This window comes from Patulibacter defluvii, from assembly GCF_034096925.1.
Classification (GTDB): Bacteria; Actinomycetota; Thermoleophilia; order Solirubrobacterales; family Solirubrobacteraceae; genus Patulibacter; species Patulibacter defluvii.
Genome location: NZ_JAWZSQ010000025.1, coordinates 48188 through 69950 on the forward strand (window position 1 = coordinate 48188; position 21763 = coordinate 69950).

The 21763-nt window shown below is 71.0% G+C and carries 20 protein-coding genes; 14 read left to right on the forward strand and 6 right to left on the reverse strand.

Translation table 11 applies throughout. The features are described from left to right. Positions 1-103 precede the first annotated feature (103 nt). The 10 genes from SH587_RS20805 (at position 104) to SH587_RS20850 (ending at position 12105) form a co-directional block, all read left to right on the forward strand. The gene (locus SH587_RS20805; RefSeq protein ID WP_320672571.1) at positions 104-904 is read left to right on the forward strand and encodes a hypothetical protein; all 801 of its coding nucleotides are present in this window, start codon (positions 104-106) and stop codon (positions 902-904) included. Positions 905-1012: 108 nt separating this feature from the next. Next, on the forward strand, positions 1013-1639 hold the full coding sequence (locus tag SH587_RS20810; protein WP_320672572.1) for a hypothetical protein: 627 nt from the start codon (positions 1013-1015) through the stop codon (positions 1637-1639). A 135-nt stretch (positions 1640-1774) separates the two neighbouring features. Further along, entirely contained in the window at positions 1775-2575 is an 801-nt protein-coding gene (locus SH587_RS20815; protein WP_320672573.1) for a hypothetical protein, read from the forward strand. A gap of 112 nt (positions 2576-2687) precedes the next feature. Beyond that, positions 2688-3317, forward strand: a complete 630-nt coding sequence (locus tag SH587_RS20820) for a hypothetical protein (RefSeq protein WP_320672574.1) — start codon at positions 2688-2690, stop codon at positions 3315-3317. Positions 3318-3496: 179 nt separating this feature from the next. Next, positions 3497-4135, forward strand: coding sequence for a hypothetical protein (locus tag SH587_RS20825; protein ID WP_320672575.1), 639 nt, complete (start codon positions 3497-3499; stop codon positions 4133-4135). A 51-nt stretch (positions 4136-4186) separates the two neighbouring features. Further along, positions 4187-4807, forward strand: a complete 621-nt coding sequence (locus SH587_RS20830; RefSeq protein WP_320672576.1) for a hypothetical protein — start codon at positions 4187-4189, stop codon at positions 4805-4807. Positions 4808-4890: 83 nt separating this feature from the next. After that, on the forward strand, positions 4891-5517 hold the full coding sequence (locus SH587_RS20835; RefSeq protein WP_320672577.1) for a hypothetical protein: 627 nt from the start codon (positions 4891-4893) through the stop codon (positions 5515-5517). A 462-nt stretch (positions 5518-5979) separates the two neighbouring features. Further along, entirely contained in the window at positions 5980-8322 is a 2343-nt protein-coding gene (locus SH587_RS20840; RefSeq protein ID WP_320672578.1) for a hypothetical protein, read from the forward strand. 62 nt (positions 8323-8384) lie between these two features. Beyond that, positions 8385-11330 (forward strand): hypothetical protein, encoded by a 2946-nt coding sequence (locus SH587_RS20845; protein ID WP_320672579.1) that lies wholly within the window; start codon positions 8385-8387, stop codon positions 11328-11330. A gap of 313 nt (positions 11331-11643) precedes the next feature. Beyond that, a complete protein-coding gene (locus SH587_RS20850) occupies positions 11644-12105 on the forward strand; it encodes a hypothetical protein (protein WP_320672580.1) in 462 nt (153 codons plus the stop codon). Positions 12106-12210: 105 nt separating this feature from the next. On the opposite strand, the gene SH587_RS20855 is transcribed toward SH587_RS20850, so the two are convergent. Continuing rightward, complete coding sequence (locus SH587_RS20855) at positions 12211-12930, reverse strand: TetR/AcrR family transcriptional regulator (protein ID WP_320672581.1); 720 nt, start codon at positions 12928-12930, stop codon at positions 12211-12213. A gap of 251 nt (positions 12931-13181) precedes the next feature. Here SH587_RS20855 and SH587_RS20860 point away from each other — a divergent pair, with 251 nt between their 5' ends. Then, the gene (locus SH587_RS20860; RefSeq protein ID WP_320672582.1) at positions 13182-13592 is read left to right on the forward strand and encodes a hypothetical protein; all 411 of its coding nucleotides are present in this window, start codon (positions 13182-13184) and stop codon (positions 13590-13592) included. Positions 13593-14092: 500 nt separating this feature from the next. On the opposite strand, the gene SH587_RS20865 is transcribed toward SH587_RS20860, so the two are convergent. Further along, complete coding sequence (locus tag SH587_RS20865; RefSeq protein ID WP_320672583.1) at positions 14093-14806, reverse strand: TetR/AcrR family transcriptional regulator; 714 nt, start codon at positions 14804-14806, stop codon at positions 14093-14095. 154 nt (positions 14807-14960) lie between these two features. Next, positions 14961-15452, reverse strand: a complete 492-nt coding sequence (locus SH587_RS20870) for a hypothetical protein (RefSeq protein WP_320672584.1) — start codon at positions 15450-15452, stop codon at positions 14961-14963. 153 nt (positions 15453-15605) lie between these two features. Between SH587_RS20870 and SH587_RS20875 the strand changes: the two genes are divergently transcribed. After that, the gene (locus SH587_RS20875) at positions 15606-16658 is read left to right on the forward strand and encodes an SDR family NAD(P)-dependent oxidoreductase (protein ID WP_320672585.1); all 1053 of its coding nucleotides are present in this window, start codon (positions 15606-15608) and stop codon (positions 16656-16658) included. Here the strand turns inward: SH587_RS20875 and SH587_RS20880 are convergent. The 3 genes from SH587_RS20880 to SH587_RS20890 all read right to left on the reverse strand — a co-directional run bounded on the left by SH587_RS20880 (position 16589) and on the right by SH587_RS20890 (position 19623). Further along, the gene (locus tag SH587_RS20880; RefSeq protein WP_320672586.1) at positions 16589-17755 is read right to left on the reverse strand and encodes a hypothetical protein; all 1167 of its coding nucleotides are present in this window, start codon (positions 17753-17755) and stop codon (positions 16589-16591) included. The two genes, SH587_RS20875 and SH587_RS20880, sit on opposite strands and share 70 nt — an antisense overlap. Positions 17756-17796: 41 nt before the next feature. After that, the gene (locus SH587_RS20885; protein WP_320672587.1) at positions 17797-18822 is read right to left on the reverse strand and encodes a hypothetical protein; all 1026 of its coding nucleotides are present in this window, start codon (positions 18820-18822) and stop codon (positions 17797-17799) included. Between the two features lie 63 nt (positions 18823-18885). After that, positions 18886-19623 carry a hypothetical protein gene (locus SH587_RS20890; RefSeq protein ID WP_320672588.1) on the reverse strand — a complete coding sequence of 246 codons (738 nt, stop codon included), beginning with the start codon at positions 19621-19623 and terminating at the stop codon, positions 18886-18888. A gap of 278 nt (positions 19624-19901) precedes the next feature. On the opposite strand from SH587_RS20890, the gene SH587_RS20895 reads away from it, so the two are divergent. Both SH587_RS20895 and SH587_RS20900 read left to right on the forward strand, forming a co-directional pair. Further along, positions 19902-20354: a Fur family transcriptional regulator gene (locus SH587_RS20895; protein WP_320672589.1), complete on the forward strand. Its 453-nt coding sequence runs from the start codon at positions 19902-19904 to the stop codon at positions 20352-20354. Positions 20355-20529: 175 nt separating this feature from the next. Continuing rightward, positions 20530-21763 (forward strand): RNA polymerase sigma factor (locus SH587_RS20900; RefSeq protein WP_320672590.1); only part of this gene is annotated, 1234 nt, incomplete at its 3' end.

Here is a 21763-nt window from a genome sequence, read left to right on the forward strand (position 1 = left end):
AAAAACGCACTTGCGTATCCATACAGACTCAGGTACGTTCTCGTCTCAGAGGAGAGCGCTTGAAAGCGATCTCCCAATGGTCCAAGAGAGGAGATCGTATCCAATGCCGTTCCAGCGTATTCGCGGTCGAGCCGCCGCGGTCGGAGTCACAGTCTTGGTTGGTGTCGCGAGCGCCGCGCCGTCCGCGATGGCCGGTGGCGACCCGCCGCCGTCGTTTGCGCGCTGTCCGACGGGCAATCCGGACGTGCTGTCGTGCATGGTGATCCAGAGCACGGGCGGCTACCTGCGGATGAACAACACCACCGTGAACCTCGGAGACTCGATCAAGATCGAGGCCGGGCTCTCGCAGGATGAGAACTACAACGTGACGGTGGTGCCGCCGACGAGTGGCAGCGCGTTGACGGCGAAGCCGATCAAGATCCCGGGCGGCCTGTTGGGTCTCGATGCCTCGATCTTCGGCGCGAACGACGTTTACGCCACGGCGAAGCTGGTCGGGACGCCGGTGCTGAACTTCGACACGTACAGCCTGAAGCTGCCGATCAAGATCGAACTCGACAACCCCTTCATCGGGCCCAACTGTCAGATCGGCTCGGCATCGAACCCGATCATTCTGGACACGATCACCGGTACGACGAACCCGCCGCCGCCGGCGACGCCGATGACGGGCCACCCGGGCGATATCCAGTTCCCGGATCCGTACGTGACCGAAGTCCAGAACAACATCACGGTCGACAACACCTTCGCCGTCGGCTCGGCGAACAACTGTGGCTGGTTCGGTGGGTTCTTCATCAACCCGCTGGTCAACCTCAAGGTCGGCCTGCCCTCGGCCGCGGGCAAGAACGCAACCTCGGTGACGGCGAACATCTTCCTCAAGGCCGCGAGCGACGTGGTCGCGGGGAACTGACCGCGATCTGCGGTCACCCCACCAAGTAGTCCCCTGCGGGCTCTACTCGCTTCTCGCGAAACGGGCCCGCAGGTTCCCCATCCATCGCCCCAAGGAGGCGGTAGCACCATGAAGAAGTCCAAGGGAATCGCAGCGCTCATGATCGCGGCGGGCGCGCTCGGCGCGTCGGCAGCTCAGGCGTCGGCCGCATCGACCTATTTCGCGTCCGCCACGTCGATCTCCGGCACGCTGGGCGGCGGCCCGGCAGTGTTCATCGACGGCAACATCATCGTCAAGTGCACGGGTAGCACCGCGACGGTGTCCGGCCTGGATACCTCGCCCACTGCGCTGGCGAAGTCGTTCAGCGCTCCGGCGCCGGCGTTCACCGGCTGCACGGCGACCGTTGGCGGTCTGCCTCGTTCGGTCACGGTCTCGACGACCGGCACCTGGGGCGGCTCGCTGCTCACCTCGAGCTACGACGCGGTCATCAACCCCATCAACAGTGGTGCGACGATCACCGTCGGTACCTGCGTTATCACCGTGAACGCGTCGTCGGTTGCGGCGAAGCTGACCGGTGGCGGCGCTCCGACGCTGGGCAGCGCGGCGAACACGTTGACTGTGAACGGCGTTGTCAACGTCTCGAACGGCGCTGGCTGCCCGACCAACACCACGGCGACCTACGTCGCTGACGGCAGCACCGTCGCCGGGTCCGTCACGGGCACCTACGCCCTGAGCGGGACCGTCACCGAGAACTGAGTGTTCCCGGACGCGCCCGAAGTGCTGGCAGCAAGTCACTGACCAGCGCTTCCGTGTCCGACGCTCTCGAGGCCGGGCTCGCGTCAGGCGAGCCCGGCCCCGCCATTCAGACGACAACGCAGGAGAGTTGTGACGATGCCAGTCAACCGGCTCGGTGCTCGGGCCACGGCAATCGGCGCGGCGGCGCTGCTGGGGCTCGCAGCCTCCGCCTCGACCGCGATGGCGGGTGGCGATCCGCCGCCGTCGTTTGCGCGCTGTCCGACGGGCAATCCGGACGTGCTGTCGTGCATGGTGATCCAGAGCACCGGAGGCTACCTGCGGATGAACAACACGACGGTCGACCTCGGAGACTCGATCAAGATCGAGGCGGGGCTTTCGCAGGACGCGAACTACAACGTCACGGTGGTGCCGCCGACGAGTGGTAGCGCGTTGACGGCGAAGCCGATCAAGATCCCGGGCGGTCTGCTCGGCCTCGATGCCTCAATCTTCGGCGCGAACGACGTCTACGCCACCGCGAAGCTCGTTGGGACCCCGGTCCTGAACTTCGACACGTACAGCCTGAAGCTGCCGATCAAGATCGAACTCGACAACGCCTTCGTCGGCCCGAACTGTCAGATCGGCTCGGAGTCGAACCCGATCATTCTGGACACGATCACCGGTACGACGAACCCGCCGCCGCCGGCGACGCCGATGACGGGCCACCCGGGCGATATCCAGTTCCCGGACCCGTACGTGACGGAGGTTCAGGGCAATGTCACGGTCGACAACGCCTTCGCCGTCGGCGAAGCAAACAACTGTGGCTGGTTCGGCGGGTACTTCATCAACCCGCTGGTCAACCTCAAGGTCGGCCTGCCCTCGGCTGCCGGCAAGAACGCGACGTCGGTGACGGCGAACATCTTCCTCAAGGCCGCGAGCGACGTGGTCGCCGGGAACTGACCGCTCGCGAGTCGTCACTTCACCACTAGGCAGTCCCCTGCGGGCTCGACTCGCTTCTCGCGAAACGGGCCCGCAGGTTCCCCGTCCATCGCCCCAAGGAGGCGGTAACACCATGAAGTCCAAGGGAATCGCAGCGCTCATGATCGCGGCGGGCGCGCTCGGCGCGTCGGCAGCTCAGGCGTCGGCCGCATCGACCTACGTCGCTTCCAGCTCGTCGATCACCGGTACGCTGGGCGGCGGCCCCGCAGTGTTCATCGACGGCAACATCGTCGTCAAGTGCACCGGTAGCACGGCGACGGTCAGCGGGCTGTCGACGACGACCGCCGCCCTGCCGGCGACGTTCAGCGCGCCGGCGCCGGTGTTCAGTGGCTGCACGGCGACCGTTGGTGGTCTCCCGCGTTCGGTCACGGTGTCGACTACCGGCACCTGGAGCGGTACGCTGAGCACCACCAACTACAAGGGCACCATCAACCCGATCAACAGCGGCGCCACGATCACCGTCGGCACCTGCGTGATCACGGTGAACTCGTCCGCCGTCGATGCTGAGGGTCGTGACGCTAGCAACGCCGTTCCGGCTCTTGGTTCGCCGGCCAGCTACCTGACGGTCAACGGCATCGTCAACGTCTCGAACGGTGCTGGCTGCCCGACGAACACGACGGCCACCTACGTCGCTGACGGCAGCACGGTTGCCGGCTCGGTCACGGGCCGCTATGCCTTGAGCGGCACCATCACCGAGAACTGAGCGTCTCGCTCGCTCGTCCGACCTGGTCTCGCCGCGATCGACGCGATCGCGGCGGGGTCGGGCCTCGGCCGCCGCTACTGCGACGGCCTGCGGCACGCGATGTATGTCCTGCAGAGGGCCCAGTCGACCTTTGGTTCGTCTGACGCGGCTCCTGCCAGGCCCTAGAGAGGCGGAGCAATATGAAGAAGTCCAAGGGCTTCCTGGCGCTCGCGTTGGCGGCGGGCGCGCTGAGCGTCGCCACGGCGCAGGCATCGGCGGCGTCGACCTACAGTGTGTCGCCAGCGTCGACGACCCTCTACGGCACGCTGACCGGCGGTCCAGTGGTGATCATCCACGGCAACATCACCGTCAAGTGCACGTCTAGCATGATGGCGATCGCTGGCATGTCGACGACCTCGGCGTCGTTGCCGGCGACCTTCAGCGCTCCGGCGCCATGGTTCGGTGGATGCACGGGTGTGGTCGCTGGCTTGCCGCGGCCGACAACAGTCTCGACTGCAGGTAGTTGGAGCGCCACGCTCGGCACCACCAACTACCAGGGGACCATCAACCCGATCAATAGTGGCGCGACGATCACCGTCGGCACGTGCGTGATCACGGTGAACGCCTCCACGGTGGCGATTGAGGGCCGCGACGCGGCCAATGTCGTCCCGGCTCTCGGTTCGCCGGCGAGCTACCTGACGCTCAACGGCAGCGCGAACGTCTCGACCGCTGGGCCATGCCCGACGAGTACAACGGCGTCGATCGTGGCCGACGGCAGCTCTGTGGCTGGCTCGACGACGGGTCGCTACCAGCTGACTGGGGCGATCACGGAGAACTGAGCGTTTCGCTCGAAGGCAGATCCTGATCCGCACCTAGAGAGGCAGACTGGCATGAAGAAGTCCAAGGGACTGGCAGCGCTCACGATTGCGGCGGGCGCGTTCGGTGTCTCGGCGGCGCCAGCGTTGGCGGCATCGTCCTACATCGCGTCCGGATCGATCACCGGCACGGTGACTGGAGGCCCGGCGCTGTTCCTTGATGGCAACATCGTCATCAAGTGCACCGGTTCCGTGGTGCCGCTCCCGTCGTCCACCTCGCTCACCTTCCTGCCGGCCACGGTCAGCGCACCGCCGCCGTCGTTCAGTGGCTGTACCGCGACGGTCGGCGGCCTGCCCCGTTCGATGACCGCGACGACGTCCGGTACGTGGCTCTGGTCGCTCTTGATTTCGGACTACGACGTGAGTGCCAGCGTGAGCGCTGGCAGCGTCAAGTTCACCGTCGGAACCTGCACGATCACCGTCAACGCATCCACGCTTCCGGCGAAGCTGACCGGCGGCGGCGCGCCCGTATTGGGGAGCCCGGCGAACACGCTGCGGGTCAAGGGTGCGGTCAACGTTTCGCACGCAGGGGCCTGCCCCGCGACCACGACGGCGTTGTTCGTCGCCGACGGAAGCACTGCGGCGGGCTCGGTCGCGGGCACCTACGCGCTGAGCGGCACCATCACCGAGTACTGAGCGTCGCGGATCGCCCCGAGTTCGGAGCTGGCGCCTGGCGTCGCTCGAAGCAGCCCTGACAAGCATTGGAAAGGCAGACCAGCATGAGGAAGTCCAAGGGAACGGCGGCACTCATGGTTGCGGCGGGGGCGCTCGGCGTGTCGACGGCGCAGGCGTCGGCCGCATCGTTCTACGTCGCGTCCAGCTCCACGCTGAGCGCCACGGCGACTGGTGGCCCGACGGTGTTCATCGACGGCAACATCGTCGTCAAGTGCAACAACAACACAGCGACGCTCAGCGGGGCGTCGACGGGCATCACTAGCCTGCCGGCCACGTTGAGCGGACCGTCGCCGTCGTTCGCCAACTGTACGACGACGGTCGGCGGCCTGCCCCGTTCGGTGACCGTGACGTCGTCCGGTACGTGGCTCTGGTCGCTCCTCGCTTCGGACTACGATGTGAGTATCAGCGTGGGGGCTGGCAGCGTCAAGTTCACCGTCGGAACCTGCACGATCACCGTCAACGCTTCCACGCTTCCGGCGAAGCTGACTGGCGGCGGCGCGCCCGTATTGGGGAGCCCGGCGGACACGTTGCGGGTCAAGGGCGCGGTCAACGTTTCGCACGCCGGGGCCTGCCCCGCGACCACGACGGCGTTGCTCGTCGCCGACGGCAGCGTGGCCGCTGGTTCGACGACGGGCCCCCTCCATCTGAGCGGCACGATCACGGAGTACTGAGCGTTCGCTCAACGCTGACCGGAACGGCCGGCGAGCGTCGGGGCTAGCGGTCTCTCATGCGGCTTCCCCAGTGAAGGGCAGACCAGCGTAGGTCCAGAGGGCGATCTCGGCGCTCATGTTCGCGGCAGGAGCGCTCAGCGCCACCGCCGCCGGCTCGCCCTCGTGCCTGGAACACTGTCGTTCATCGTTGGGGCCGCCCGAAGTCGCTCGTCGGACCGGTGGTCGCCGCGTCTCTGCCCGGCGGCGGCGCGCCTGCGGTTCGCCGTGTCCCTCGATGTCGTCGGCGACGATCTGTGCGCAAGCACGACCTCATTTGCACGGCCCCTGACAGTCAGGTACGATCGCGTGTCAAGAGAGAGGGAGGCGGGCTGGAGCCATGCTCGGTCCGCTAGTTCATATCGCAGCGCAGGACGCCGCGCGCAACGTCGCGGCGTTGCGCGGTGGTCTTGTCTGATGGTTGTGATGCGGGACGTCGCCATTGATGCGCGCCTCGCATTGCGTGTCACGCACGAGCTTGGAGCAGAGTTGACTAGTCGGAACGTTCTTCGCGGGACTGGCACGGCATTGCTGGGCCTCTTGGCGCTGAGCGCCATCCCTGCCGGTGCGAGCGCTGCCAGCGAGGCGCCCGCCCCGAATTCATCCGCGGGTTTGCCCGGCGGTCGCGCATACGAGAAGGTCTCGCCGGACGACAAGGGCGGCTTCGGCATCGAGCGTGTCGGCCAGCCAGGCGCTGATGGCCTGGTGGCCTACACCTCGTTCGGCGCCTTCGCGGGCCAGCCGTCGGGCGCGTACAACTCGCCGTACGTCGGGCGTCGGGGCCCGGCTGCCTGGGCGACCGAAGCGAAGGGCGTTCCGTCCCCTGCTCCGCCGCCCCCGCTGACACCGTCGGCGCCGGTCCGATGGAGCGCGGACCTGGCGACGCAGATCGTGAGTTCTCCGTTCTCGCTCGCCGGCGGCGCGCCCGACTACTCACTGAACGGCCCGTACTCGCCGTACTTCTACCAGAACGCGAATCTCTACCGCCGGGGGCCCAATGGCCAGTTCGAGTTGGTCTCGGCGGCCGAGTCGGACATCCCGCCCGCGGAACGCACCGCCTTCCAAGCCGTCGCCACCGGCTCGTCGGCGGATCTGTCGACGGTGATCTTCCAGGCCAACGCGAGTCTAACGCCGGGCGCTCCGGCGGCTTCCCAGGCGCCAGCTGGCAACATCTATGCGCGGTCGGCCGCCGGCCTCGAGAACGTCGGGATCCTTCCGGGTGAGACGGTCGCGCCGAGCGGCGCGATCCAGGCGGACCGTCCGATCGGGAACACGCCGCAGGGCCTGGCCGAGAACGCGGTGTCGAGCTCGGGCGCGCGCGTCTACTTCCAGGCCTCGCCGTCGGCTGGCGAGCCGAATCAGCTCTACCTTCGTAGCGGCGTGGGCGCGTCGACGAAGCAGACCGTGTTGGTCTCGCGATCGCGGCGAGCCACGCCCGACGCACGTGTCGCACCGCAGTTCCAGGCCGCGACTGCCGACGGAGCCAGCGCGGTCTTCATCAGCCGGGAGCGGCTGACGGACGACGCGACGCCGCCGGCGCCCCTCGGCAACGAAGGCGGCGATCTGTACCGCTACGACGCGTCGTCCGACACGCTGACGGACTTGACGGTCGCGGATCCGAGCGGTGCGCGCGTCGAGCAGGTCGTCGGGGTCTCGGAGGACCTCTCGGTGATCTACGTGATCGCGCGGGGCGTGCTCGTATCGGGCGGCACGGCCGGGGCGGTCAACCTCTACCGACTGTCTGGCTCCGGGACGACGTTCGTCGCCAAGCTGGACGAGTCGGATATGCAGATGGTCACGCCGGCCAATCGCCAGGTCATGGCCACCAGCGACGGCGAGACGCTGGTCTTCCAGTCGCGGGCCCGCCTGACTTCGGACGACAATCGCGATCCGGACACGTCCGCGCCGCACGCGCAGATGTACCTCTACGAAGCGAGTGGGGACTCGCTGGCCTGCATCTCGTGCAGGGCAGGCGCCCGGCCGAAGTACGACGCCCAGTTCCCGAAGGCCAACATCAGCTACTTCCCGTCGGGCGTCCAGGCGATGACGGCGGACGGCCGTCTGGTGTTCTTCGAGACGGCGAACAACCTCACGCCGGGCGCGGCCTCGCAGCACATCAAGGTCTTCGCTCTCGATCGCTCGACCAACTCGGTCTCGATGATCTCTCGTGGCGCGAGCAGTGGCGACGACCATTTCGTCGGCACGTCGCCCGACGGCCGCGATGCGTACTTCACGACCGCGGATGCGCTGGTCGAGGACGACAAGGACAACGTCGACGACCTGTATGACGCGCGAGTCGGCGGGGGCTACCCCACGTCGCGACCCACCGAGCCGTGTGCCGCCGATGCGTGTCAGGGCCCGCTGTCCGGTTCGCCGGTCCTGCCGTCGATCGGGTCGGTCGCCTTCGGCCCCGGCAACGTCACGCCCGAGGTCGTCCCACCGGTGCGGCACGGTGTCAGGGCACGCAAGTCGGCCAGCGTCCGGGGCACGAACGCTCGGGTCAGTGCCCGGGTGACGGGTGCGGGCTACATCTCTGCGTCCGGTAGCGGTCTCAGGACGACGAAGCGTACGGTGGCGAAGGCCGGCACTTACGGCCTGCGGCTTCGTCTCAGCAGCAAGGGGTTGGCCACGCAGCGGAAGCGGGGGAGCGTGCGCGTCAAGGTCCGCATCCGTTTCGCGCCGATCGGCGCTGCCGCGCGGAGCGCCACGGTCTCCGTGACCTTCAAGAAGGCCAAGGCCCGCGTCGGCTCGAAGGGGGCGTCCAAGTGATCGCCCATGGGATGGACGCAAACGTCGACCCGACGAGGTTCGTTGTGCAGAGGAAGCAGCGTGTGAACGCGATCGGCCGGTGGGGGCGACGGTTGACGTCGGTCTGCGCCATCAGCCTCGGTCTGCTGGGTGCAACGGCCGCGAATGCTCTGGCTGATCCGGAGATCACGTCGTTCAGCACCTCATTGACCACCAACGGCTCGCCGAACCTGGTGGCCGGTGCCCATGCGGACCTGAATCTGAAGTTCACGCTTGCGACCCATCCGGATCCGGATTCGGGCCTGAACAGTCCCAACGCGAGCCTGAAGGATGTCGACGTAGCGCTACCGCTCGGCTCGGTCGGCAACCCGACGACGGCGCCGAAGTGCACCCAAGCGCAGCTGGACACCAGCCGCTGCCCGATCGCCTCACAGGTGGGCCTGGCCCAACTGGACTTCGGTGGCGGTCCGCAGCCGACCCCGATCTACAACATGCAGGCTCGGTCGGACCGTCCGGCCCAGTTCGGCATGCGCCTGATCGATTCGGTTTCGATCCTCGTCGACGTGGCGGTGCGGCCCGACGGAGGTCTGACGGCCTACCTGCGGAACGTGAACCAGGGGCTAGGCCTCTCGACGGTCGACATGACGGTTTGGGGCGTGCCCGCCGCTGCTTCCCACGACGCCGAGCGGTACGACCCGGCGTCGTTCTCCTTCGGGCATCCGAGCGGCGTTGCGCCCGGCGCCTTCCTCAGCAATCCGGTTCGTTGCGACGGGCAGCCGCTCAAGACGACGATCCGGTTGACGTCGTGGCAGAACCCGGCGGATCCGTCGTATGCCGACGCGACGACCCCCGGCGGCGCGATCACTGGCTGTGACAGCGTCCCGTTCAGCCCGACCTTCGATCTCGCGACGGACACGCGGGTCGGAGGCGCGCCAGCCGGATACGCGATCGACCTCGGCGTCCCGCAGACGACCGATCCCGAGGTCCTGCAGGCGGGCCAGCTCAAGGACGCGACGGTGACGCTGCCGGAGGGCACTGCGCTGAATCCTTCGACCGCGGACGGCTTGACCGCGTGTTCGGACGCGCAGTTCGGCGTCGGCAACGACGCGCCGGTGGCGTGCCCGGGGTCGTCGCAGATCGGGGAGCTCACGATCGATACGCCGGTTCTCACGAGCCAGCTGTCGGGCAAGGCCTACGTCGCCGAGCAGAAGAGCTCCGATCCCGAGTCCGGCCAGATGTACCGGCTGTTCCTGACGGCGAGCGGCAACGGCGTGCTCATCAAGCTGTCCGGCTCGATCGTCGCCGACTCTCGGACAGGTCAGCTGACGGCCCGCTTCGACAACAACCCCCAGCTCCCGTTCTCACGACTGCGGCTCCAGTTCAAGGGGGGGTCGCGCGCCCCGCTGGTGACGCCGCCGACATGCGGGCGGAAGACGACGACGGTTCGCCTGACCTCCTGGTCCGGGCAGACTCGTGATCTCACGTCGGGCTTCGATGTCACGACATGCGCGGATCCGAACCAGTTCACGCCAACCTTCGAGGCGGGAACGACGAATCCGCTGGCCGGCGCCTTCTCGACCTTCTCGATGACTGTGCGTCGCGACGATGCCGACCAGCCGCTCGCCGCGATCTCGGCGAGTTTGCCATCCGGCCTGCTGGGCGCGCTGGGGAGCGTTCCGCTCTGCGATGAGGGACGGGCTGCCGCCGGTACGTGTGCCGACGACACGTTGGTCGGTCACACGACGGTCTCCGCTGGGGCGGGTGCTACTCCGTACTCGCTGGGGGGCAAGGTGTACCTCGCAGGACCCTACAAGGGGGCTCCGTTCAGCCTGTCGATCGTTGTGCCGGCCAAGGCCGGCCCGTTCGATCTCGGGACCGTCGTCGTCCGGTCGCCGCTGCAAGTCGACGCGAACAACGCGAAGGTTGCGGCTCCGGCTGATCCGTTGCCGACGATTCTGGGCGGTGTGCCCCTTCGCATCAGGATGGTGAACATTCGGCTCGATCGCCCGAACTTCATCTTCAATGCCACCAGCTGCGCGCCGTCGACGATTGGTGCGGCGCTTACTGGCACGGGCGGTGCGGTGGCCAACGTGTCGAGCCGCTATCAGCCGTCCGGCTGTGCCGGGCTGAAGCTCGATCCGTCGTTGTCGCTCAAGTTCACGGGCGGCAAGAGCGAAATGGGGAAGTTCAAGCATCCGGGGGTCGAGGCAGATCTGTCTCAGGCCTTCGGTCAGTCCGGGCTGAAGCGGGTGCAGGTCAAGCTCCCGCTCGCCGTCGCGCTCGACCCGGACAATGCGGAGAGTCTCTGCGAACCCGCGGCGGCGGCCAAGAGGACTTGTCCGGAAGCATCGATCGTCGGTCACGCGGAGGCGGTGACGCCTGCATTGCACGAGCCGCTGAAGGGTCCGATCTACTTCGTTCGAGGTGAGCGTCAGGAGAATGGGAAGACGGTCAAGACGTTGCCGAAGCTCTACCTGAAGCTCGATGGGGAGGGCGTCCCGCTGGACCTGATGGCCGACTCCCAGCTCGCCGGCAAGAACCTGGTGACGACGTTCAACGCCATTCCGGACGCTCCGATCCGACGGTTCGTGATGACCGTGAATTCCGGAAAGCACGGGATTCTGAAGACGCCGAGCGGGGTTTGCGACAAGCCGAAGGCGACGACGATCACCTTCGAGGGCCAGAGTGGCGCACGAACGGTCAAGACCGTGACGTTCACCGCTCCTGACTGCGGTCTGCGGATCGTCTCCGCGGCCGCGACCCAGCGCCGAATCACCGCAAGGGTGGTTGGCATCGGTGCTGGCCGTCTCGAGTTGGGCGGCCCGCGCCTCCGCAAGGCCATCCGCAAGATCAACAAGGCGGATACCGCCAGCATCGCCGCGTCGATGAGTCGCGCCACACGGCGGTCGCTGGCGCAGGGCAAGAAGGTCAAGGTTGCGCTGACTGTCAAGTTCCGGCCGACCAAGGGCAAGGCGGTCACCCTCAAGAAGACGATCACCGTCAAGGGCAAGAAGGTCAAGAAGCGCTAGCTCGCCGAACGTCGCGCCGCCGGGAGACCCAGCGGTTCGACCGCGCGCCGCGGAGGGACGATGCGCCGGCATCGTCCCTCCGCGTTCGCCATCGCGATGGCCGGCTGGCGGGGTACGGCCCGCCGACGGGAACGACGCGCGGCCTGTTGTCCCGTTGTCCCGCCGATTTGGGGTGGTTCGTGTCGAATCACCCCAAATCGAGCCTCCGCCTACGACATTCGACCAAAGATGCTTGCCGCGCTTGGGCCGGTCGGCTAGCGTGGCCGAAGACGGCGGCGTTCCCAGCCGTCGAGTCCGGGAGAGGGAGTTGCGCATGACGAACGGCCAGGACCGTATGTCGGCTGAAGACGGGCTGCTGGAGGTGTGGGAGCGAGCGTTCCTCGCTGGCACTTCTTGGCGTCCGTCGCTGCATGCGGGGATGAGCGCGATGGCGCGGTTGCTGCACGAGGATCCGCAGGCGGCGGAGCGTTGCCCGCTGATCGGCCTGGCGCCGATGGGCGAGCGGGCCACGGATCTGGCGATCGAGCGGGAGCAGTCACGCGATCGCGTCCTCGAGGTCCTGCACCAGCAGTGGGCGAAGTGCCACGAGGCACCCGCACCCAGCCTGTACTTCGAGGTCTTCATCGGCGAGATGGCCTCGCTGGTCCACCAGCGGCTGACCGCCGACGGCGACTACGACGACCTGGCCCAGGCCGCGGTCTCCATGTGGGGGCCCGACCGGGTGCGGAACGCCAACCCGCGTACCGCGGCGACGGCGCGACCCGCCGTCAACTAGCTCCGGCGCCGCCGCCGGATTCTTCGACGCTTCTTACCGGAGCCGGTCGTTTAGCGGCCGGCTTCGGTCGTTCTGGGGGCCCTGAGGCCTCGGCCCCCGCTCGACTCAGGCCGTCGTCGACGACGTCTCGCCGAGCTTCTCGGCGTCGAGCTGCTCGCGCACCGTCTTGCGCGTCGCCTCCGCCGCCTCGAAGCCCAGGTACGGCAGCGTGATCGCGTGGACGAGATCCGGCACCAGCTGCTCGAGCTCGTCCGTCTCGCCCCGCACGACGCGCGTGTAGAGCACCTCGGAGATCCCGCCGACGATCGTCTGGGCCGTCAGCGGATTGACGTGCTCCGCCCCCGGCAGGTCGGTCGTGCCCCGCACCACCAGATCCGCCAGGAAGTCCATGGTCTCGTTGCGCTTGGCGATCGCCTCCTGGCCCGCGGCCAGGATCTCGACCAGGGCCATCTCCGCCCGCGCCGGATCCTCGGCCAGGAACCGCGTCAGGGCGCTGATGCACGCCGTCGCCCGCGCGATCGGGTCCTCGGCCGCGTCGTAGCCCTCCTGGACCGCCTCCCGCAGCTCGTGCGCGACCTGGTCGACGCAGGCCAGGAAGACGGCCTGCTTGTTCGGGAAATAGTCGTAGAAGGTCCGTCGCGACACGCCCGCCGTGCTGATGATGTCCTCCACGGACATCTGGCCGTAGCCGGCCACGCTGGTGACGTCGATCACCGCGCGGAAGATCCGCTCCTTCTGGTTGCGGACGACGACCTCGCGGGGAATGCCGTGACGGCCGGCCGGCAGCTGGTCAGGGCGGCGGCCGTGATTGGCGCTGGTGCTCACGAGCGCGAAGGCTAGCGGTTGGACCGGATTCCAGCGACGTCTACGTCCCGGATCGGTCAGACGATCGGCCACGGTGTCCGATGCCTCTTCGTCGAGTCGGCCGTCGAGTTCGACCGCTGGGCGTCGGTTCGGCCTGACCGATGGGCCTCGGACGAACGGCCAGCGATCGACGATTGGACTTGTGACACAGCTCTGTGTGGGATACGGTGCCCGGGCTGGGATCGCTGGTAGGGGGGAGGGAGGAGTCTGAGATGGACGTTGCTGACCCACGCCCGGATGGCCCCGCCGTCGGTGCGTTGATCGCTGCGTGGGAACGGGGGTTCCGGTCGGGCGGCAGCTGGCAGGGATCGCTGCTCGCCGGGATGGGAGCGCTGGCCGCCACGCTCGAAGCCGACCCCACGACGGCCGAGGGGTGCGTCCTGACCCAGACGCCGCACCCCCGCCAGGTCGCCCTGATCTGGCACCGGGAGCTCGTGCGCTCCCGGATCACCGCCGCCCTCCGCGACCAGTGGGAGCGCTACGGCGAGCACCGGGTGCCCGAGGTCTACTTCGAGGTCTTCGTTGGCGCCATCTGCACCGCCCTCCGCGATCGGGTCGAGCGGGGCGGCGGCTACGACGAGCTGCCACGCGTGGCGCTGCTGCTCTGGGGCGCCGGGCGCTAGGCGAACACCGTGCTCGAACGACGCCCACAGCACGAGCGGCGGCCGCAGTTCTGCTGGTACGGCCGCTGGGACGGCAACCGCGACCGGTCGCGGCGCTGCGCCGAACGCGGGCGCCCCGCTCCGCGCCGGCGGCCCGGTTGCCGATCGGGTACTGCCGCGGCCGATCGTCGGCGGCCCCGGAGAGGCGCCTAGCGAGCGTTGCGCGCGGAGGCGCGTGGCGGCGTCGGGCGGGGGCGGACGGCCCGTCGGGCCGTCGCGCGGCCGCCCGGTCGGGCGGGGCGGACGGCTCGCCGGCGCGGAGCGGCCCGCCGAGCCGAGCGGCCCGCTGGGCCGAGTGGCTCGCTGGGCCGAGCGGCCCCGCTGGCGTCGAGTGGCCCGCTGACGCCGGAGCGGCCCCGCTGACGCCGGAGCGGCCGACGCGGAGCGGCCCGCGGCAGCGGCACCACGCCGCTGCCCGCCGTTGGCCGCCGCGCTACCCGCGCCGGGCCTCCGCGGCCCCGCTACCGCGGCGCCGGAGCCTCGGCGGCCGCCTGGGCCTCGATCGCCTCTTCGGCGCTGCTGCGGGCCGCCGCGGCACCGTCGGCGCCGGCGTAGGGGAGGAAGAGCGCGTAGACGAGGTCGGGGATCGCGTCGCGCAGCTGGTCGAGCTCGCCGCGGAGGACGCGGGCGTAGACCACCTCGTGGATGCCGCCCACGATCGTCTCGGCCGTGAGGCTGTTGGTCGGACCCGAGAGCAGGGCCACGCCCTCGTTGATCAGCGTGGCCAGGCGGCGCATCGTGTCGTCGCGGCGGGCGACGGCCTGGGGGCCCGCCGCCAGCACCTCGACGACGCACATCTCGGCCATCGCCGGGTCCGAGGCCAGGCGATCGATCAGGACCGCCAGGGCACCGGTGGTGCGGGCGATGACGTCGTCGGCGCTGTCGAACGCGGCGCGCATGTCGTCCTGGAGCCGGCCGACCGCGTCGTCGTAGGCGGCGAGGAAGGCCGCCTCCTTGTTCGCGTAGTGGTCGTAGAACGTGCGCCGGGAGACGCCGGCGGTGCCGATGATGTCCTCGACCGACATGTCGCCGTAGCCGGCGACGCTGGTGACGTCGATCACCGCCCGCAGGATCCGCTCCTTCTGGTTGCGGATCACCGCCTCGCGGGGCAGGCCGTGGCGGCCCGCCGGGAGCTGATCCGGACGTCGACCCTGGGCGCTCCCGTGCTTCAACACGCAAGAAACATATACGGTTGCGGGACACCGTAGATATACATGTCGCAGCAGCACCCCCCCGGACGGGGGGCGGTGTACGCAAACGCGGCCGCCGCCGGCTCGCGGCGGCGGCACCGGACGGCCGCGCGGGCGCTGTTCCGCGCGGCCCCGGCGATCAGGCGGGCAGGTAGCCCTTGCCCTGCTTGCGGATCCGCCCCTCGCGCTGGAGCTGGGGCAGCAGCCGGAACAGCACGTTGACCGGGACCTCCATCTTCTCGGCCAGCTGATTCGCGGTCAGGCCGGGCTCAGCCGTGATCTGGGCGACCGCGTCGTCGCTGTGGAGCGCACCCGGATCGGCGACGGCCGCCGGGGCCGCGGCCGCTCGCGGCGCGGCCTTCGCCGGCCGCTTCGTCCCGCGTGCCGCCCGCGGCTTGGCGGTGCTCGCCTTCGGCGCGGCCTGGGCTGCCGCGGCCGCAGCGGCCGCAGCGGCGTTGGCCGCCGTCGATCCCGGCAGCGGGAAGGCGCTCACGTGCTCCGCCGCAGCCTCGGGGTCGAGCGTCTCGATCGCCTTGCGAAGCTGCTGCAGGGCGTGGAACTCATCGACCAACGGCCGCAGCTCGGCCATCCGTTCGTCGATCTGCTTCTGGAACTCGTCGATCAGGTTCAACCGTGGACCCCTCCGGTCAGCGAGGGCGACTCGGCACGTGTCGTACTCGGATTTTCGAAGGCACCGTATCGCCTATAGCGGTCGCGGTCGCGGGCCATGGCCGGCCGCACGCGGCCTTCCAAGAAGCTACTGGCAGTAGCTATTCTTTCCGGCATGTCGCGCAGCTCCCGTCCCTCGGACCTGCTCGGGGTCGTCGCCAGCCGGCTCACCCCCGGGTCGCGCCGAGCGCTCGACGACCTCCGCCACCGCCTGGTCACCACCGCGTCGCGGACGCCGACCACGCCGGCCCGGGCCGTCCGCCGGGTGCTCTCGGGAACGCTCGAGGACGCGGTCCGCGACCGCGTCGTGCTCGTCACCGGCGCCTCGTCCGGGATCGGCGAGGCGACCGCGCTGCGGCTCGGCCGGGCCGGCGCCACCGTCGTCCTCGTCGCCCGCCGCCGCGAGCAGCTGGAGCAGGTCCGCGACCAGATCGTCGCCGCCGGCGGCCGCGCCGACGTCCATCCCTGCGACCTGACCGACCTCGACGCCGTCGCGGCGATGGCCGCCGCGGTGCTGGCCGACCACGGCCGCGTCGACGTGCTGGTCAACAACGCCGGCCACTCGATCCGACGCCCGGTCCACCGCTCCTACGACCGGATGCACGACTTCGAGCGGACGATGCAGATCAACTACTACGCCGCGGTCAAGCTGACCCTGGCGCTGCTGCCGTCGATGCGCGAGCAGGGCCGCGGCCAGGTCGTCAACGTCCTCTCCGAGGGGCTGCTCGTCCACACGCCGAAGTTCGCGGCCTACCTGGCCTCGAAGGCCGCCCTCGACGAGTTCTCGCGCTGCGTCGCCGGCGAGGTGCGGGCCGACGGGGTCCGCTTCACCGGCGTCCACATGCCGCTCGTGCGGACGCCGATGATCGCCCCGACCAAGGCCTACCGCGGGGTCCCGGCACTGCGTCCGGCCGAGGCCGCCGACCTGATCGTCGAGGCGATCGTCGAGGCGCCCTACGCGGTCACCCCGCGCTCCGGCCACGCGCTGCGGGCGGCCTGGGCGGTCGCGCCCGAGGCGGTCGAGGCCGTGATCGGGCGGGTCGCCGGCGGCTCGCGGTTCGCGGGGTCGGGGTCGGGGTCGGGGTCGGGGGCAGCGGCTCAGGCGGAGCCGTCGCCGCCCGTCGACGACCCGGACCCGGACCCGGTCGCCGCCCGCAGCTCCAGGTAGTCGGCGCGGGCGGCGAAGGTCTGCCGCATCCGCCCGGTCAGCTCGTCGAGGAACTCCTCCCGGTAGCCGGAGTCCATCAGCACGCTGATCGCGTAGTACAGGCCCGACACCAGCCCGATCGCCACCGCCACCCGCAGCAGCTCCTCGGTCAGCCGCAGCCGCACGCCGGCGACCTCGGCAGCCACGATCTGGGCGCCGCCCGACGACGTCCACGCCTCCTGCGTCTCGCGGTCGATCACCAGCATCCCGAAGGCGACGAAGAACCCGGTCACCGCCAGCGTCACCACCAGCACCTGGAGGCCGTGGCTGATCAGCAGCACCATCCCGACGTTGGCCCGCTGCGCGCGCCGCAGCGGCGGGGCCGAGCGGGCGATCCCCGACTCCCGCACGGTCTCCTCCAGCAGCGCGACCTCGCGCGGGATCCGGGCCCCGAGGAAGGTCGAGGCGACGATCGCGATCAGCAGCCCGACGGCGATCAGCGACGCGTCCGGCATGTGGCCGAAGACCTGCCACATCTCGGTGTTGATGAAGAGCACGATCGCGAACAGCAGCAGCAGCGGGATCGCCCGCGCCAGCAGCGACAGCGAGAGCGCCAGCTGGCCGAGCAGGTGGCCGGTCGCCCAGAGCAGGATCGAGCCGACCCCGAAGCCGAAGGTCAGCGCGATGATCGCCAGCAGCCCGAGGTTCACCAGCACCGTCACCAGCGCGCTCGTGGTCTGGCCGTTGAAGATCAGCGGCAGCAGCGGCGGCAGCAGCACGAAGGCCGCCAGCTCGACCGGGCCCAGGTCCTCGGGGATCGCCAGCGCCGGACGCTGCCGCAGCCGGTTGACCAGCGCGACGGCGGCCAGGGTCAGCCCGACCGCGCCGGCGATCGCCGCCAGGTTCGCGGCCAGCGACCACTTCAGGTCGAGCGCCCCCAGCAGCTCGCCGACGAAGACCAGCGCCAGCAGCGGGAAGGCGCGGTTGAAGACGTCGGAGTCGGCCGAGTAGTCCTCGATCATCAGCGGCAGCCCGGCGCGCCGGAAGCCGCGCTCGTACTCGGCCAGCCGCCGCTGGGCGTCCGCGGGGTCGGGAGAGGGGTCCACGGCGTCCGGCACGCCGCTATTCCACCCGCTCGGCCGGACGACCGGGCCGCCGGTCAGGAGCGCGGCGGTCGCGGGCGCCGCGGACCGCCGGCGGGGGCGCGGGGCGAGACCTGTTCCCGCGGCCGCTCGCGCGGGGGCAGGACGCGCGTCGGATGCTCGTCGGCGGCGTGCCCCGGGGCCGCGCTTCGCGGCTGGTCGAGCCCGGTCCACGGCACCGCCGGCGCCGTCGTCCGTCGCGCCCGTCCGGCCACCGCGAGCACCGCGGCCAGCAGCAGGCCGACGACCAGCACCACCGTCGCGGTCGTCCGCAGCCCGCCGACCAGCTCGTCCCAGGCCGCGCCGGCGACCTCGCGCTCGACCCCGGGGGCGGCGCGGTCGAGCGCCGCGCCGCGGCTGATCCGCTCGGCCACCAGCACGATCGCCGCCGCCACGGCCGCCGCCAGCCCGATCGCGGCCCCGGTCCGGGTTCGCCGGCGGGAGACCAGCAGCGCGGTGGCGAACGCGACCAGCGCCAGCGCCAGCAGCGCCAGGCCCAGCCGCCCCAGCTGGTGCGCGCGGTCGGCCAGGCGGGCGCCCTCGGAGCCCCGGTCCCAGGCGACCAGCTCGACCGTGCCGACGCCGTCGAGCAGCGGGGCGACGTCGGCCGGGAGCGTCCCCAGGGTGCGGTCGGCGAGCGCCGCGAAGTCGCGGACGCTGATCGCGACCCGCTGCCGGTCGGGGTCGAGCACCTGCGTCTGGGCGTCGCGCACCAGCGCCCGCCAGGTGCGCCGGAAGCGGGGGTTCTCGACCACCGCCGCGGCCAGCGAGCGGATCCGCGGCCGGGCGCCGTCGAGGGCCGCCGGGGCGCGGGCGACGATCGCGTCGGTGATCTCGCCCTCGAGCGCGCGCTGGACGTCCGGCTGCGAGAGGACCGCGGTCGCGTGGTCCGCGAAGGCGTCGCGGTCGAGCAGGTTGCGGCGACCGTGGTCGAGCGGCAGCGCGAGCAGCAGCAGCGCCGCGCCGATCGCGACCAGCAGCAGCGCGAGCGTCTGGCGACCCGTGCCGACGGGCCGCGGGTCCTCGGGGGCGGGACGACGCACCCGCCGGAGGCTAGAGGTTCGCCGCCGCGCGGCCGCCGGGTGGCGGTCGCGCGGCGGGCGGACCTACGGACGGACGGTCTGCTCGTCGGCGGTCGCCGCGCGCTGGGCGAAGGCCCGGGTCGTGCCGACCGGCGGCGGACGGTGGACGTGGCGGTGGGGCACGATCGCCGGCGCGCCGAAGGGCACCGTCGCCGGCTCCTCCAGCACGACGGTGGCCCGCTCGTCGAGCGCCACCGCGCTGTCGCACCAGGGGCAGCGGTGATCGCCCGCGACCAGCACGTGCGAGGTGCACGTCGGGCACCAGCCGCGCTCGATCGCGGTGTCCTCGAGCGAGGCCGGGTCGATGCCGGCCTGCTCGGCGACCGAGGCGCAGACGTGGGTCACGCGGGCGCCGTTGCCGGCGCGGCCGAGGGTGATCTGCTGGACGAAGCGGGCCCCGCGCGGGAGGTCGATGCCGAGCTTCGTCGCCAGCCGCTCGGGTCCCAGCTCGACCAGCAGGTCGCCGAGGCGGGCCTGGAGGACGCCGGGGAGCGGCACGTGGAGGGCCCCGAACGTGTCGGGACCGTGGGTGATGATGTCCTCGACGCATCCGCGATCGAGGAAGTGCGCGTGCTGACCGCGAGTGGTGCGGAGGGCGACGATCGCGCCGAGTCGCCGGCGGCAGAGGCGGAACCGCTGACAGGTGGCGTCGACGCCGTAGCGCGCGACGTGCTCGCCGAGCAGGGCGGCGGTCGGACGGATGTCGACCCGATCGCGTGCCGGGACGGTCGAGGAAGGCGCCGTAGCGCGGATTTGGGGCATTGGTTGCTTCCGAACCGGGTGGCGTGGTGGCGACCGTCGCGTGGGGGCACGACCAGACGCCCGGTCGTCGCCAGCATACGTCGCCGGGGATCGAACGTCGAGCAAATTTTGGCTAGCCCACAGATGAATTTCGAGTAAGACGTTTTACGCCGTCTTCCTCGTATTTCTCGAGTTGAGCGGGGACGCGCCAGGTGGGTTTCGCGGTGCCCGAAAGCGGGTAACGGGCGCCGTTCCGCCGCGCCCACGACGACGGGCTTCGACTGCGCTTCAATGGAGGGGTGACCACGACCACCGGCGAGATCGGCGAGCGCTGGCTGCAGGCGGCCGGTGCGGCGCTGCGGACGGGCGGCCATCGGGTCGGCGCCGCCCGCGAGGCGGTGCTCGAGGAGTTGGCCGGCAGCGGCGGCTGCTGCTCGGCCGCCGAGCTCGAGCTGCGGCTGCGGCGCGGCGTCCGTCCGGTCGGCGACGCGACCGTCTACCGGACCCTCAACCTGCTCGGCGAGCTGGGCCTGGTCCAGCCGTTCGACCCCGGCGACCGCGTGATGCGGTTCGAGCTGGTGCTGCCCAGCGGCGAGCACCACCACCACGCCGTCTGCGAGCGCTGCGGGGCGACGGTGGCGTTCGAGGACGAGGGGCTGGAGCAGGCGATCGCGCGGGTCGCCGACCGCACCGGCTACCGGATCGACGCCCACGACCTGGTCCTGCGCGGCGCCTGCCCGGACTGCGCCTGAGCGGGCGGAACGTCGCGGGGGTTGCGGTCGGCCCTCCGGCTCGCGATGCTGTGAGATCGATGGTCGGACGGCACGGGGTGCGCAGCGGTGACCGCTGGGGTCTCGCGCGGCGAGCGCGGTGCGCTGCCGGCGGCGCTCGCCCGTCCCGCTCGGGGTCATGGGCCATGGTGCGGTCGTGAACCCACCCGCCTCCGCCGCCGCCGCGGCACCGGCGCGCTCACGCTCCGGCCCCCGCCGGCCGGCGCTGCGGCTGGCCACCGACGACGCGCTCGTGCGGCGGGTCGGGGCCGGCGACGCGGAGGCCTTCGGCGAGGTCTTCCGCCGCTACCACCAGCCGCTCTACCGCTACTGCGCGGGCCTGATCGGCAACGGCGACGACGCCCGCGACGCGCTCCAGAACACGATGGCGCGGGCGCTCGTGTCGCTGACCGGGGTCAGCCGCGAGATCGCCCTGCGGCCGTGGCTGTACCGGATCGCCCACCACGAGTCGATCAACGTCCTCCGCCGCCGCCGGCCCGACCTGGAGCTGGACGAGACGGCGCCGGCGCCCGGTCCCTCGCCCGAGGACGCCGCGGTCGAGGCCGAGCGCTGGCAGACGCTGCGCGACGACCTGAAGGCGTTGCCGGAGCGTCAGCGCGGGGCGCTGCTGCTGCGCGAGATGGCCGGGCTCGACGCCGAGCAGATCGGGGCGGCGATGGGCACCTCGCCGGCCGCCGCGACGCAGGCGGTCCACGAGGCCCGCGAGTCGCTGCGGGCCAGCGCGGTCGGCCGCGACACCGCCTGCTCCAGCGTCCGCTCGCTGCTCGACGCCGGCGACGGCCGGCGGATGCGCTCGCGGGCGATCCGTGGCCACCTGCGGTCGTGCGAGGCCTGCCGGGCCGAGGTCGCCGCCGTCCGCACGCGGCGGCGGGCGCTGCCGGTGATCGTGCCGGCGCTGCCCGCGCTGGTCGCGGCGCGGCTGCTGGAGACCGTGCAGGCGCACGACCTGACCGTCGCCGGCGTGGCTCGCGGGGCCGGGGCGGCGGGCGGCCTGGTCGCCGGGGTCGGCGCGGGGCTCGGGGGGACCGGCGTCGGCGTTGGGGCCGGGGTCGGGGCCGGGGCGGGCAGCGGGATCGGCGTTGGGGTCGGCGCGGCGCTCGCCTCGCCGGCGGTGGTCGGCGTGCTGGCGGTCGTGGCCGTCGGCGGCGGTGCCCTGACGGCGACCGGCGACCGCTCGCACCCGCGCGACGCCGTCGCGCCGCGGGTGGCGGTGGCGCCGGTCGAGCTGGGATCGCGTCCGTCGCTGGCCGCGCGGCCCGGGCGGCCCTGGGCCGCCGGCGACGTGGCCGTCGACCGCGGCGGGCGGGTCGTCCCGCGCGACGGCGCGGGCCCGAAGCACCGTCATCACCGGCGGGCGGCGCCCGCCGGGC

Bases quoted from the DNA above. Each gene is read 5' to 3' on its own strand.
- SH587_RS20815 (WP_320672573.1), top strand. From the start codon at position 1,775: ATGCCAGTCAACCGGCTCGGTGCTCGGGCCACGGCAATCGGCGCGGCG.
- SH587_RS20890 (WP_320672588.1), bottom strand. From the start codon at position 19,623: ATGCCCCAAATCCGCGCTACGGCGCCTTCCTCGACCGTCCCGGCACGC.
- SH587_RS20830 (WP_320672576.1), top strand. From the start codon at position 4,187: ATGAAGAAGTCCAAGGGACTGGCAGCGCTCACGATTGCGGCGGGCGCG.
- SH587_RS20840 (WP_320672578.1), top strand. From the start codon at position 5,980: ATGCGGGACGTCGCCATTGATGCGCGCCTCGCATTGCGTGTCACGCAC.
- SH587_RS20875 (WP_320672585.1), top strand. From the start codon at position 15,606: ATGTCGCGCAGCTCCCGTCCCTCGGACCTGCTCGGGGTCGTCGCCAGC.
- SH587_RS20850 (WP_320672580.1), top strand. From the start codon at position 11,644: ATGACGAACGGCCAGGACCGTATGTCGGCTGAAGACGGGCTGCTGGAG.
- SH587_RS20825 (WP_320672575.1), top strand. From the start codon at position 3,497: ATGAAGAAGTCCAAGGGCTTCCTGGCGCTCGCGTTGGCGGCGGGCGCG.
- SH587_RS20835 (WP_320672577.1), top strand. From the start codon at position 4,891: ATGAGGAAGTCCAAGGGAACGGCGGCACTCATGGTTGCGGCGGGGGCG.
- SH587_RS20805 (WP_320672571.1), top strand. From the start codon at position 104: ATGCCGTTCCAGCGTATTCGCGGTCGAGCCGCCGCGGTCGGAGTCACA.
- SH587_RS20820 (WP_320672574.1), top strand. From the start codon at position 2,688: ATGAAGTCCAAGGGAATCGCAGCGCTCATGATCGCGGCGGGCGCGCTC.
- SH587_RS20860 (WP_320672582.1), top strand. From the start codon at position 13,182: ATGGACGTTGCTGACCCACGCCCGGATGGCCCCGCCGTCGGTGCGTTG.
- SH587_RS20810 (WP_320672572.1), top strand. From the start codon at position 1,013: ATGAAGAAGTCCAAGGGAATCGCAGCGCTCATGATCGCGGCGGGCGCG.